Consider the following 11,527-nt stretch of genomic DNA (forward strand, 5'->3'; position numbering starts at 1 on the left):
GATGATCATCCTGAACAGACTTCTTGATCGGCACCTCGGGCTTCAGTTCGACCTCGGGTTCCACTTGCAGATTGCCAAGTTCCGACAACTTATCAAGGACCGCCTCGGTCGTCGCCGACAAATTATATTCCGACACGGTTTTTATATATACATGGCGGAATGCAATATACACATTGATATACATCACTGTATTCATGTTTGAAAAATAGTAGGTTGTTCGTAAGCTTATGTTCATGTGCCTATACAACTTTCTTTTTTAATTTGGAATAAGCCGCTGCCCATCAGCGGCGGCTAGCGGTGTGACTCCAACGCTTGGAACCCTCTCGAGCGGGCGGCGATGATTGCGTCGGGATCGGCGCGCCAGGTGAAGGGCTTGGCTTCGGTTTCGTTGTGCTCGGCGATGAACCTGTTGATGGCGGACTGCAGGTCGACCAGCGAATGGAAGACGCCGCGCTTCAGGCGCCGCTTCGTCAGCTTGGCGAAGAACCCCTCGACCGCGTTCAGCCAGGAGGCCGAGGTCGGCGTGAAATGAACGTCCAGCGCGGGTGGCGCTCGAGCCAGCGCATGACTTCGGGCGTCTTGTGCGTGGCGACATTGTCGAGCACCACATGCACCACCTTGCCGGCCGGGATCTCGCGCTCGAGCGCATTCAGGAAGCGGATGAACTCCTGATGGCGGTGGCGGGCCATGTTCCGCCCGAAGACCTCGCCGGTCAGCGTGTCGAGCGCCGCGAACAGCGTCGTGGTCCCGTTGCGCTTGTAGTCGTGCGTCATGGTGCCGAGACGGCCCTTCTTGAGCGGCAAGCCCGGCTGCGTCCGGTCGAGCGCCTGGATCTGGCTCTTCTCATCCACGCTGAGCACCACCGCGTGGGCCGGCGGACTGACATAGAGCCCGATGATATCGTGCAGCTTCTCGGCGAAGGCGGGATCGCGGGAGAGCTTGAAGACCCGCCAGCGATGCGGCGCCAGCCCGTGCGCCTTCCAGATCTTCTGCACCGTCGAAACCGCCAGGCCGGTAGCCTTGGCCATGGCGCGTGCCGTCCAGTGCGTGGCTTCGTGCGGCGGCGGTGCCTGTGTCAGGCGCACCACCTCGGCCACCCTGTCCGCGACAATGGGCTGTTTGCCCGGAGGGCGCGTGGCATCGCGCAGAAGCCCCTCCACCCCGGCTTCCAGATAACGCGCCTGCCAGCGCCAGACCGTCTTCTTCGCCTTGCCCGTGGCGCGCATGATCGCGGCAGTTCCGAGCCCCACGGCGCTCAAGAGCACGATCTCTGCCCGCCAGACATGCTTCTGCGCGCTGTTCCGGTCGGCGAGGATCCGCCCAAGCCGCGCCCGGTCCGCGTCAGAGACGATGAGTGATGTTCCTGTGACCATGCCCCGGGCTCGCACGAGTGACGCTGGAAGGGAACCCTCGAGCAGAAACTTTTGTATCGGTCAGACCACTAGGGGCGATGCGCAAAACTGCAAGGCGCCTCTGGCGGGCCCGCGGCCGAGGCGCGGTCCGAGCGAACCTAGATTGCGGTGCCCTTGGTGTCCGGCGGGATCTTCGCGAGCATGGCGGAAAGCGACGCTCCGGCCAGCTTTCTGACCTTCTGGTTCTTCTCCAGCTCATCCATCGCCTTGCTCTGCTTGAATGCCCAGACCCGCAGCTCCGACTCGGCCTTGATCGCCTTCTGGTGCTCCTTGATTTCCTTGTCCGTGCGCGCGCCTTTCTTGCCGAGGCATTTCTTGAGGGCCGCAAGCTGCTTGACGAGATCGCTGCGTGCGCGTCGCCATTTCCGCAGATTGTAGGAGATCGAGGCGAGGATCGAATTGGCCGTCGCCAGCTCCTGCTTGGCGCTCTTGAGGAAGCCGCCGTATTCCTTGCCGGCCTCCTGCTGTTCCAGCGTCTTTCCGAAGAGCGGCATGAAGCCAAAAATACTCTTCTGCAGAGCGTCCTCGAAGCTCTTGATCGAGTCCTGCCAGAAGATGTGACTCTTCACTGCAAGCTCGCATTTGGTATTGCAATACTTGTCAGCAAGCTGCGCGCCGGCCAGTGCCTTCGAACGCTCGGCGCTGTGGACCACGAACGGTCGGGCGAACTTGCTAGCCTCCTTCTCCGCCTTCTTCTTCTCTTGTTTCGCCGACATCGGGAACTGTCTCCTCTCGGCACGTCGTCATTTCCCAAAACGGCCATTCCTTGGGAAAGTGAGAGCTACACGCGCAGCACCGTCGAGCGGCTGACCTTGAACATACGGGCGATCTCGGCCGTCTTCGCGCCATCGTCACGGAGCTTGCGCACCTGCCCTCGCGCTTCGGGCGAGAGCGCGCTCGGGCGTCCTCCTATTCTGCCCCGCTTGCGTGCCGCGGCCAGGCCCTCTTTGGTGCGCTCCACGGTCCGTTCGCGCTCGAACTCGACGATCGATCCGAAGACGTGGAAGAAGAGCCGCCCCGCCGGTGTCGTCGTGTCGATCACCTCACCGAGCGAGCGAATGCCGCCGCCCTTCTCTCGGATCGCCTCGACGATCTCCATGAGGTCGCGTAGCGTGCGCGCCAGGCGATCGTACTTGGTCACCACCACCGCGTCGTCGGCGCGGAGTTGGTCGAGCATCTTCGCGAGTTCCGGTCGCTGTCGGTTCTTGCCCGATAGCTTGTCCGTGAAGACGCGCTCGGCGCCAGCCGCCTTGAGCGCATCGAGCTGGCCATCGAGGTTCTGATCTTCGGTCGAGACGCGTGCATATCCGATCAGCATACCCAAAATGTATCACAAACGTCTCATAACCGGCATGGATTAGAACTGGGTTTGTGACGTGTCAATGACGGCCGGAAAGCCCGCCACGATGGCGGCGCAAAATCCAGCCACCCCGGTTGAGGGCGGACGAGTGTCACTGGCGAGCGCCTTGGCGCGTGCGCTCCCCGAATAGCTGGCGCGTGCCTAGGCGCTCCGGCCCGTCAGGGCCGGCTTTTGGCGGGTGGGGTATCAGGGAGTCTTTGCCGACTTTCGCGCGCGGCTCTGGCTGAGTCTGTAGCTCTGGCCGTTCATCTCGAGGATGTGGACATGGTGGGTCAGGCGGTCGAGGAGAGCGCCGGTGAGGCGCTCGTCGCCGAAGGTGGCCGTCCACTCATCGAAGGGCAGGTTCGATGTGATGATGGTGGCGCCGCGCTCGTAGCGCTGGCTGATCAGCTCGAACAGCAGCTCGGCACCGGACTTCGAGAGCGGGACGAAGCCGAATTCATCGATGATCAGGAGCTCGACGCCGGCGAGCTGACGCTGGAAGCGGAGCAGGCGCTTCTCGTCCTGCGCCTCGATCATCTCGTGCACGATCGCGGCGGCGGTGGCGAAGCGGGTCTTGATGCCGCGCTGGCACGCCGCGAGGCCGATGCCCGTACTGACGTGGGTCTTGCCCGTGCCGCTGGGCCCGAGCGCGATGATGTTCTCGCGGCGGACGACGAACTCACCGCGGGCAAGATCGAGGACGAGCTTCCGGTTCAGGCCGGGCAAGGCATCGAAGTCGAAGTTCTCTAGGGTCTTCAGGGCGGGGAACTTGGCGGCCTTGATCCGGCGATCGATCATTCGGGCCTCTCGGTCGAGAAGCTCAAGCTCGATCAGGCGGGCGAGATAGCGGACGTGGTCGAGACCCTCTGCCGCGCACTGGCGGGCGATCTTCTCGTGCTCACGCAGGACGGTGGGCAGCTTCAGCTTCTTGAGGTGATGGCGGAGCAGGATCTCCGGTGCCTCGTCGGATGCCGTGGTCATGGCGAACCCGTCAACGTCATGTAATCCGCCGGCCTGGTCTTGCCGACGGTCGCCACGGGCAGGTGGGGATAGCGGTCGGCATCGAGCCGCGCCGGCCTGCCCTCGACCCTCGCGAGAACCAGGTGGCGCACGGCGTCCGCGCTGATCGCGCCGAGCCTGAGCGCGTCCTTCACGGCCGCGTGGACGGCGCCCAGCGGGCAGGTCTCCATCAGGCGCAGCACCTGGACGAACTCGCGCTTGCCGGCAGCACATCGGTTGTTCCGGTTGAGCCGGGCTGTCAGCAGGCGGCGCAGGGTCGCGAACTCCGGCGGCAGGTCCCAGCCCTGCAGCGGGGCGGCCTGGTCGAGCGCGCCGACCTTCCGCTCGAGTAGCGGCAGATAGTGAAGCGGGTTGAAGACGAAATCGGCGGTCTCGTAGGATCTCCGGTGCCGGGCGATCTCCTCGCCGCCTGAGATGATGACCACCTCGTCGACATAGCCCTTCACGATGATCTCGCGGTGCGCGTAGGCGACAGGGACCGAGTAGTCATTGTTGCGGTAGCGCACGAGGGCCTGGCTCGACACCCGTCCGGGGCGCTGGTCGCAAGCTTCGAAGGCAGTGGACGGCAGGTCCATGAAGGCCGCACGGTCTTTCTCCAACCGCTCCGCGATCGTGCCGCTCTCGCCGCGCAATACCGCCTGCTGGCGGGCCTCGCAGCGCTCCCGGAGCATCGCGTTCAGCTCGTCGATGTCGCGCGCATGCGGGATCGGCACCATGAAGCCGCGCCGGGTGAACCCAACCATGCCCTCGACATGGCCTTTGTCGTTTCCCTTCGCCGGCCGGCCCTATCTGTCCTCGAAGACACAGTGGCACTGCAGCGCCGCGAAGAGATGGCTGCGCTTGCGCGTGCCGTCGCCCAGGATCTGCGCGACCGCGAGGCGCGTATTGTCATAGAGGATCGAGAGCGGCACGCCGCCGAAGAACGCGAAGGCCTCGACATGGCCATCGCAGAACGCCTCGGCGGTCTCCGCGTGGTAGGCCTTCACGAAGACCGTGTCGCTCTGGGGCAGGTCCATAACGAAGAACCGCACCTTCTGCTCAATGCCGCCGAGTACCACTGTCGCTTCGCCGAAGTCGGCCTGGGCGTGCCCCGGCGGATGGGCGAGCGGCACGAACACCTCTTTCCGCACCTGCCGACGCGAGCGCAGGTAGTCGCGCACCGTCGAATAACCGCCGTCGAACCCGCGCTCCTCGCGCAGCCGCTCGAAGATCCGCCGCGCCGTATGGCGCTGCTTGGCCGGCGCCCTCTCGTCATCGTCCAGGATCTGCTCGATGAAGCCCTCGTGGTCCGCCAGCTTCGGGCGGCGCACCGGCATCTTCCGCCGGTACCCGGGAGGCGTCGGGCTCGCGATCATCTTCGCAACGGTGCCCCGGTCGATCCCGAAGCGCAGCGCCGCCGCCCGATGGCTCAGCCCCTCCAGCATCACCGCGCGACGGACAAGCCCGTACAACTCCACGCCGTACATCCTCCTGCCTCCGGACCTTTTGATCCGAAGGCTAGCAGTGGTGGGATTTTACGCCGCCCTCCCGAGCCGATCCCGGGCATCAACGTGGCCGATTATTGCGCCGCCCATCTCACGAAGGACATCGGGGTCGATGTGCTCGACGCTAACGGCAACCCCAAGAACACCCGGTCGCTCGGCGCGGATATCCTCACCGCGCTGAGCGTGCGATGATCGAGGGGCAGCCGGCGCTGCCTGTTGCAGCCCATGCGTCTGGAAGTGGTGTTCCGGAAGCCCGCAATCCGCCTTCCGGAGGGGCCCCTGAAGGCGCTTTTCAGGAGGTTGGACTTTTGATCCGCACCATTGCCTTTGCCACCGCGCTCACGGTCCTCTCTCAGTGCAGCGCCCCCCAGGCGGCCGTCCTCTACGGCGCCGATGCCGTGAGCGGCGAGCTTCTCTCGGTGGACCGCTCGACCGGAGCCGCGACGCCCATCGGGCCGATCGGCTACGCCAACATCGCCGGCCTCGCCTTCGCGCCGGATGGCACGCTCTATGGCGTATCGCGCTCGCCCGGCACGCCGGCCGTCAGCACGCTTGTCTCCATCGACACGGTGACGGGTGCGGGCACGGCCGTGGGAGTGCTCAATTTCGAGGGCGTCGACGGGCTCGCCTTCGCGCCGGACGAAACTTTCTACGGGATCGACCTCGTCGACGGCCTGCTGACCGATACCTTGATCACGATCGACCCTGTGTCGGCCGATGCCACGGCCGTGGGCCTCCTCAACCCGCTCCCCGGCCTCACACAAGCCGTGCACGGAATCGCCGTCGCGGCAGACGGGACGATCTACGTGACCGACATCTTCCATGACACGCTCTACACGGTCGATCCGATGACCGCCGCCACCACCGCGGTCGGCTCGCACCGAACCGCGCCCGATGTGGACATCACGCTGCTCAACCTCACCTTCGCGCCGGACGGGACGCTCTACGCCACAGACGACATAAGCAAGGCGCTCTTCACCGTCGATCCGGCGACCGGGGCCGCGACTGAGATCGGACCGCTCGGCTCCGACTTCGTGCGCGCGATCGCGGCGGCGCCGGCCGCGGTGCCGCTCCCCGCCGCGGGATGGCTGCTATTCGGCGGGCTCCTGGGGTTCGGTCTCGTGAGACGGCGCGCGCCCTGTGCGCATCCCTGCTCGCGCGACCGTCCACGATGGAGGGCGCTCGAGACCGGCAAGTCATAGAAAGACCGTTTCGCCGCGCCATGAGTTGACCGGGCACCCGGCCAGCCTCATTCTCACGTGAGCTGCCATTCGCCCCAAGGACGCCGCTGTGACCGAGCACCGGGCTGTCGCGACGTCGCGGGCGACCTACCAGGACGTGCTCGACGCGCCCGAGCACGTGATCGCCGAGATCCTCAATGGCCGGCTGCATCTGCAGCCTCGGCCACGCAGCCGTCACGCCCTGGCCTGCTCCACGCTCGGGGGCGAGATCGGCGGGTCATTGCCATTGTGCGGGTGCGGCCTCTCATGCAGCAAGGGTCGGTTTCTGCAATTGTTGAGCACGCACACCCGCCGCATCGGTCCGTGGCGGCTGTGCCTTCGGGCAAAGCGGTCTTCCACTTTTGCCCAGAAGGCGTTGAGATCGGCGAAGAGGTCCCGTTCTTAAATCGCTCGCTCCGCACTGGTCATCCGCGTAATCAAACCGTGCACGTCGCCCAGCACGTACAGGTCCCGGATCTTACCCTGATCGAAGGTAAAGATCGGCATTCCGATCCACCACACGTGCCGTCCGCTCGGAGGAACGCCGAACAGTTCCCGGCGATGGTAACCATGGAAGCGCATCTTGCCGCTGACATATGAACCCTCTTCGATCATGGACAGAATGTCGGTCGTGTAGGACGCGAACGTCGTGGTCACCAGATCGACGTATCCTGCGAAACCGTCGTGCCCGACGAGGACGGGGCCCAGTGAACCGCGAAAGGTGAAATCGGCGTGGAATAACTCTGGTATCAGGGTCTTGTCTGCGCGATCCCACAACTCCTTGTAAAAGATGCGGACCATTTCCTTCTGGGCCGACAGCTTCATGCCCCCAAGATCCCATTCTTGCTCGTCCATTGGCTGCAACCTTACAGGGTCCCATGTTCTTCAACGATAACAGGCCTTCGCCGTGGCGCCAGGCCAAAGGCCAATCCAGACGGGCCATCGGTTCGAGCCGCGCCTTACAGCGGCTCCACTTCCCATCGCGACGGATGCTGCGATCGGAGCCCATATTGCGGATCTTCCGGAATTACATGCTGTGTTTGCGGCGGCCGCTCTTCGTCCTGCGGGCGCACGAGGTCCGATAGGCTCGGCCTCACAAGGTGAAGTGCCACTGTGAGGAGGAGAACGATCATGAAGCAGTATGCCGGACTGGACGTGTCGCTCAAAGAGGCGACGATCTGCGTCGTCGATGAAGCTGGCTCGACGGTCGCGCGCGGAGCCGTGCCGACGGCCCCGGATGCAATCGTTGGATTTTTTGCTGAGAAGAAGACGGCACCAGGTCGGATCGTACACGAGAGCGGCCTGCTGTCGATCTGGCTGCACCGGGAGCTGGAGAAGCGCGGCCTGCCGATCGTGTGTGTCGACGCCCGGATCGCGCACAAGGCGCTCTCGGCCAGGCTCAACAAGTCGGACAGCGCCGATGCCGAAGGGCTCGCGCAGCTTGCGCGCACCGGCTGGTACCGGCAGGTGCACGTCCGCAGCATCGTGTCGGATCGGCTGCGCACGCTGATCGGGGCACGGGAGCGGTTGGGTCGGCTGCGCAAGGATCTCGAGTCCCATGTGCGGGGCGTTCTCAAGACCTTCGGCGTCCAGCTCGAACCGGTGAAGACGGCGCGGCATCGGGCCGCTGCCGGGGAGCTGGAGCCGGTGCTGGCGATCCTCGCCGAGACCTTCTCGCCGGCGCACAAGGCGCTCTGCACGGCAACCGCGGCGATCGAGGAGGAGTTGAGAGCGATCGCAAAGGAAAGTCCGCTCGCACGGCGGCTGATGACGGTGCCGGGCGTGGGCGCCCTTGTCGCGCTCGGCTTCATCGCGACGGTCGACGATGCCTCGCGCTTCCGAAAGGCGAGCGACATCGGCGCCTTCCTCGGCCTCACCCCGCGACGATACCAGTCGGGCGACACCGACCGCTCGGGGCGCATCTCGAAATGCGGGAGCGGCGCGATGCGCTCCCTTCTCTACGAAGCCGCAACGAGCCTGATCTGCCATGTGACACGGTTCTCGTCGCTCAAGAGCTGGGCAATGCGCCTGGCGGCGAGGAAGGGCTACAAGAAGGCGGCCGTCGCGACGGCCCGCAAGATCGCCGTCGTGCTCCATTGCATCTGGGTCGACGGCACCGAGTTCGAATGGACGAAGAAGGAGGCCACAGCCTGATCTGACCGACAACGAGTTCCCGCCGGCGAAGCGCGGCGGGTCAAGCGTCCCTCGGGACGGAGGCGGATCGATCTCGGGATTTGGGCTGGGACAACGGCACGACGCGCCGCCGATCCCGCGAATTACATTGGAGACGATCAGCCCCGAACGCCATGTTGAAGCGGGTCACGGCACCCGACTTCGGAGAGAACCCAGACCCCGAAGGACAACCGACCCACCAAGTTTGACACTGCCGCAAACAGAGAGCCCATCACGGAAGATCCGCGTGGGGGCGGCCGTGGTGGTGATTGGGACGGGTCGCCGGGCGTCGTTGCCGCACCATCCCAGCCAACGAGCGGTGCGCTTGCGGAGGCGGTCCGGTGTGCCGCTCACGTTCCGCGGGCGGAGCGTATCGCCGCGCTCAGCCCGGCGATATCGCGGAGGCCATAGTGCGGGCCGAGGGCGCGCAGGATGCGCTCGGCCAAGGCGGCCCAGCCCGCCGGTCAGGCGAGGCGCCGGCCCTCGCAGCCGGCCAGCAGCACCGCGCCCGCGTCGGCGCCGCGGGGCAGCCGGTAGCAATCGGCGCCGTTGCGGATCAGGTTCGCCGCGATCCGCGTCTCGGTCGCCGAGCAGATCACCGCGGCCGGGCGCCCGCTCGGGATCGGCACGCTGTCCACCGCGCAGGCCGCCGGCGGCGGCACGGCCGGGCGGAGCAGCTGCGCGGCGCGATCCTCCGTGATCGTCTAGATCACCGCCATCGAAGGCTCCGCCACTGTCACCAGATCGGGTGGCGTGGACTTCTCATGCTGAGCGAACCGGGCGCGCTAGCCCCGGCGCCCCCTCAACGAGACTATCGGGGATGGGATCAGCGGGACTATTGACCATCGTCGCCCCAGCCCAACACAAGCTCGACGGCAGCCAACCCCGGACCCGTGCCGGATGGAGGAGCGACTCCATCCAAGCGTGAGCCTCGGCCAGGGGGCTGCTGCGCATTGCCTGGCCGGCGACTTCGACAGGGAGATCTCGCTTCGGCCCTGCGTTGCCGGTGGGGACACCGGGTCCGGTCTCGGCCATCCGGACAGACGTTGACGCTGGAGTACCGATCATGCACGGATCAGTGATCGCATTCCGGCGCGGGCCGGCATGGCGCGGACAGACCCGGCGCGACCGCATCGGGCATCACGGAGGACTGAACCGATGAGATCGTGGTTCATGATCGCGGCAGTGTTGCTGGTGCCCACCCTGGCACAGGCCGGCGGGGCCGACGGCGTCTGGAAAACGGCGTCCGACGATCGCGGCGGATATCTGGAAGTCACGATCGCGCCCTGCGGCTCGGATGCCGCCAGGTCCTGCGGCACGATCACCAGGGCCTTCACCAAGGCGGGAGAAGACCCGGGCTATGCGCATCTTGGCAAGCTGATCATCAAGGACATGGCGCCCGACGGCGACGGCAAGCTCTCGGGCGGATCCATATGGAACCCCGAGGACGGCAAGACCTACGATTCCAAACTGACCGTCAAGGGCAGCACGCTCGAGGTCGACGGCTGCGTGATGATCTTCTGCAAGGAGCAGGACTGGACGCGCGTGAAATAGGCGGCGGACCCGCCGCCCGCGCGCCCTTCCGCGGATCACGGCGGTCCGGCAAGCGGCATTCGGGCCACCCGGCCGGAGATGGCCTGCCCGGACAACTTGCGCACACAGGGGGCGGACCTCCGACCGGGGTCCGCCTCCGGTCTTCCTTGGTTGCATGCTGTGATTGCGACGGTCGCTCTCCGTCCTGCGGGCGCACGAGGTCAGATAGGCTCGGCGTCACAAGGTGAAATGCCACTGCGAAGAGGAGAACGACCATGATGCAGTATGCCGGACTGGACGTGTCGCTCAAACAGGTGGCGTTCTGTCTCCTCGACGATGCGGGTGCGACAGTTGCGCGAGTAGCCGTGCCGACGGATCCGGATGCAATCGTCGGGCTCTTTGCTGAGAAGAAGATCGCGTCAGGTCGAATCGAGCACGAGAGCGACCTGCTGTCGATCTGGTTGCACCGTGAGCTGGAGAAGCGCGGCCTGCCGATCGTCTGCGTCGATGCCCGGATAGCGCACAGGGCGCTGCCGGCCAGCGCAACTTGCAGCTACCGAGCGGGAGGAAATCGCCCAGTGGGCCGTTCCGCATGTTCCGGCTCCTCCAAAACGGCAGGGTTCGCGTGCGAATGGCCGGGCGCGCCGGTGAGAAGGGCTGCCGTCGAGAGTTGCCGGTCCATGCTTGCCAGCCAAGTCGGTCATCTGCGTGCAGGCTCTCCGGATCTGCGAAACTGAGCCTGCCGGGGCACCAGGCGGCATCTCGGAGCCGGCAGACAACGCTGGTTGCGCGCCCCCGCAACCACCTTTACCGTACTCCGGTCCAGATCGTGAACGGCGCCCTCGGGCAGGCCGAGCCCGATCAGCGCACAGATCTCGCCCTCGAGCGCGATGGTCGGCGCATCGGTGTCCTGTCCAACCACGACCCGTTCGATGAGGCCGCGCACGATGCCGAGCGCCTCGTCCCGGATCCCGGGATCGGCGAGGCCCGCGCCGAGCGCCGCCACCCTCGTCCTGTAGAGCTCCGCCAGGTTCGGATGCAGGCGGACCGGAGACGGCGGCTCTGCGGCAAGCGTTGCTTCCAGCTCGGTCCTGCGGGCCTCCAGCGTCTCGAGCCTTGCCTTCAGACCCGGCGTGCGCAGCCCGTCGGCGATGGCGTCGTAGAGGCCGTCGAGCTTGCGCACCACCGCCGCGAGTTCCCGCGATGTCCGCGCCCGGTCTGCCGCCGTGCTCCCGTGCTGCGCGTCGATCTCCTCGCCATAGGCGCGGACGAACGCCGCGACCGCGTCCGGCTGCATGAGGCCGGTCTTCAGCAGGTCGAGGACGGCCGCCTCGAGACGGCCAA

11 protein-coding genes and 3 pseudogenes are annotated in these 11,527 nt (G+C 65.8%); 5 read left to right on the top strand and 9 right to left on the bottom strand.

Annotated features, from left to right (window positions below; genetic code table 11):
- From QSJ97_RS23775 to istA, 6 genes and pseudogenes are all read right to left on the bottom strand, one after another.
- On the bottom strand, positions 1 to 184 hold a 184-nt coding region (locus QSJ97_RS23775), incomplete at its 3' end, for a Ros/MucR family transcriptional regulator (RefSeq protein ID WP_285674955.1).
- Between the two features lie 107 nt (positions 185 to 291).
- Positions 292 to 1,373 (bottom strand): annotated as a pseudogene (locus QSJ97_RS23780) (IS630 family transposase).
- Between the two features lie 137 nt (positions 1,374 to 1,510).
- Positions 1,511 to 2,128 carry a hypothetical protein gene (locus tag QSJ97_RS23785; protein WP_285674956.1) on the bottom strand — a complete coding sequence of 206 codons (618 nt, stop codon included), beginning with the start codon at positions 2,126 to 2,128 and terminating at the stop codon, positions 1,511 to 1,513.
- A 65-nt stretch (positions 2,129 to 2,193) separates the two neighbouring features.
- The gene (locus QSJ97_RS23790; RefSeq protein ID WP_285674957.1) at positions 2,194 to 2,730 is read right to left on the bottom strand and encodes a recombinase family protein; all 537 of its coding nucleotides are present in this window, start codon (positions 2,728 to 2,730) and stop codon (positions 2,194 to 2,196) included.
- A 228-nt stretch (positions 2,731 to 2,958) separates the two neighbouring features.
- The gene (gene istB, locus QSJ97_RS23795; protein WP_285674958.1) at positions 2,959 to 3,735 is read right to left on the bottom strand and encodes an IS21-like element helper ATPase IstB; all 777 of its coding nucleotides are present in this window, start codon (positions 3,733 to 3,735) and stop codon (positions 2,959 to 2,961) included.
- Positions 3,732 to 5,240 (bottom strand): annotated as a pseudogene (istA, locus tag QSJ97_RS23800) (IS21 family transposase). Before istA ends, istB begins: the two are co-directional and overlap by 4 nt.
- A gap of 84 nt (positions 5,241 to 5,324) precedes the next feature.
- Between istA and QSJ97_RS23805 the strand changes: the two are divergent.
- Together QSJ97_RS23805 and QSJ97_RS23810 are read left to right on the top strand one after the other, a co-directional pair.
- A complete protein-coding gene (locus tag QSJ97_RS23805) occupies positions 5,325 to 5,450 on the top strand; it encodes a hypothetical protein (protein ID WP_285674959.1) in 126 nt (41 codons plus the stop codon).
- A gap of 116 nt (positions 5,451 to 5,566) precedes the next feature.
- Positions 5,567 to 6,460 (top strand): DUF6923 family protein, encoded by an 894-nt coding sequence (locus tag QSJ97_RS23810; RefSeq protein WP_285674960.1) that lies wholly within the window; start codon positions 5,567 to 5,569, stop codon positions 6,458 to 6,460.
- 420 nt (positions 6,461 to 6,880) lie between these two features.
- On the opposite strand, the gene QSJ97_RS23815 is transcribed toward QSJ97_RS23810, so the two are convergent.
- On the bottom strand, positions 6,881 to 7,333 hold the full coding sequence (locus QSJ97_RS23815) for an ester cyclase (protein ID WP_285674962.1): 453 nt from the start codon (positions 7,331 to 7,333) through the stop codon (positions 6,881 to 6,883).
- 276 nt (positions 7,334 to 7,609) lie between these two features.
- Between QSJ97_RS23815 and QSJ97_RS23820 the strand changes: the two genes are divergently transcribed.
- The gene (locus tag QSJ97_RS23820) at positions 7,610 to 8,632 is read left to right on the top strand and encodes an IS110 family RNA-guided transposase (RefSeq protein WP_285674963.1); all 1,023 of its coding nucleotides are present in this window, start codon (positions 7,610 to 7,612) and stop codon (positions 8,630 to 8,632) included.
- 482 nt (positions 8,633 to 9,114) lie between these two features.
- Here QSJ97_RS23820 and QSJ97_RS23825 read toward each other — a convergent pair whose 3' ends face one another.
- Positions 9,115 to 9,279, bottom strand: a complete 165-nt coding sequence (locus tag QSJ97_RS23825; protein ID WP_285674965.1) for a hypothetical protein — start codon at positions 9,277 to 9,279, stop codon at positions 9,115 to 9,117.
- Positions 9,280 to 9,823: 544 nt separating this feature from the next.
- On the opposite strand from QSJ97_RS23825, the gene QSJ97_RS23830 reads away from it, so the two are divergent.
- Positions 9,824 to 10,204, top strand: a complete 381-nt coding sequence (locus QSJ97_RS23830; RefSeq protein WP_285674967.1) for a DUF2147 domain-containing protein — start codon at positions 9,824 to 9,826, stop codon at positions 10,202 to 10,204.
- Between the two features lie 254 nt (positions 10,205 to 10,458).
- On the top strand, positions 10,459 to 10,920 hold the full coding sequence (locus QSJ97_RS23835; RefSeq protein ID WP_285674969.1) for a hypothetical protein: 462 nt from the start codon (positions 10,459 to 10,461) through the stop codon (positions 10,918 to 10,920).
- Here the strand turns inward: QSJ97_RS23835 and QSJ97_RS23840 are convergent.
- Positions 10,884 to 11,527: pseudogene (locus tag QSJ97_RS23840) on the bottom strand (hypothetical protein); the annotation flags it as partial. The gene QSJ97_RS23835 and the pseudogene QSJ97_RS23840 sit on opposite strands and share 37 nt — an antisense overlap.

Origin of the sequence: Paralimibaculum aggregatum (assembly GCF_030270585.1) — a bacterium.
Lineage (GTDB): Bacteria > Pseudomonadota > Alphaproteobacteria > Rhodobacterales > Rhodobacteraceae > Thermohalobaculum > Thermohalobaculum aggregatum.

What these genes read in the sequence shown, in the direction of transcription:
- QSJ97_RS23785 (WP_285674956.1), bottom strand. Translation starts at nt 2,128, where the DNA reads ATGTCGGCGAAACAAGAGAAGAAGAAGGCGGAGAAGGAGGCTAGCAAG.
- QSJ97_RS23790 (WP_285674957.1), bottom strand. Translation starts at nt 2,730, where the DNA reads ATGCTGATCGGATATGCACGCGTCTCGACCGAAGATCAGAACCTCGAT.
- istB (WP_285674958.1), bottom strand. Translation starts at nt 3,735, where the DNA reads ATGACCACGGCATCCGACGAGGCACCGGAGATCCTGCTCCGCCATCAC.
- QSJ97_RS23815 (WP_285674962.1), bottom strand. Translation starts at nt 7,333, where the DNA reads ATGGACGAGCAAGAATGGGATCTTGGGGGCATGAAGCTGTCGGCCCAG.
- QSJ97_RS23820 (WP_285674963.1), top strand. Translation starts at nt 7,610, where the DNA reads ATGAAGCAGTATGCCGGACTGGACGTGTCGCTCAAAGAGGCGACGATC.
- QSJ97_RS23830 (WP_285674967.1), top strand. Translation starts at nt 9,824, where the DNA reads ATGATCGCGGCAGTGTTGCTGGTGCCCACCCTGGCACAGGCCGGCGGG.
- QSJ97_RS23835 (WP_285674969.1), top strand. Translation starts at nt 10,459, where the DNA reads ATGATGCAGTATGCCGGACTGGACGTGTCGCTCAAACAGGTGGCGTTC.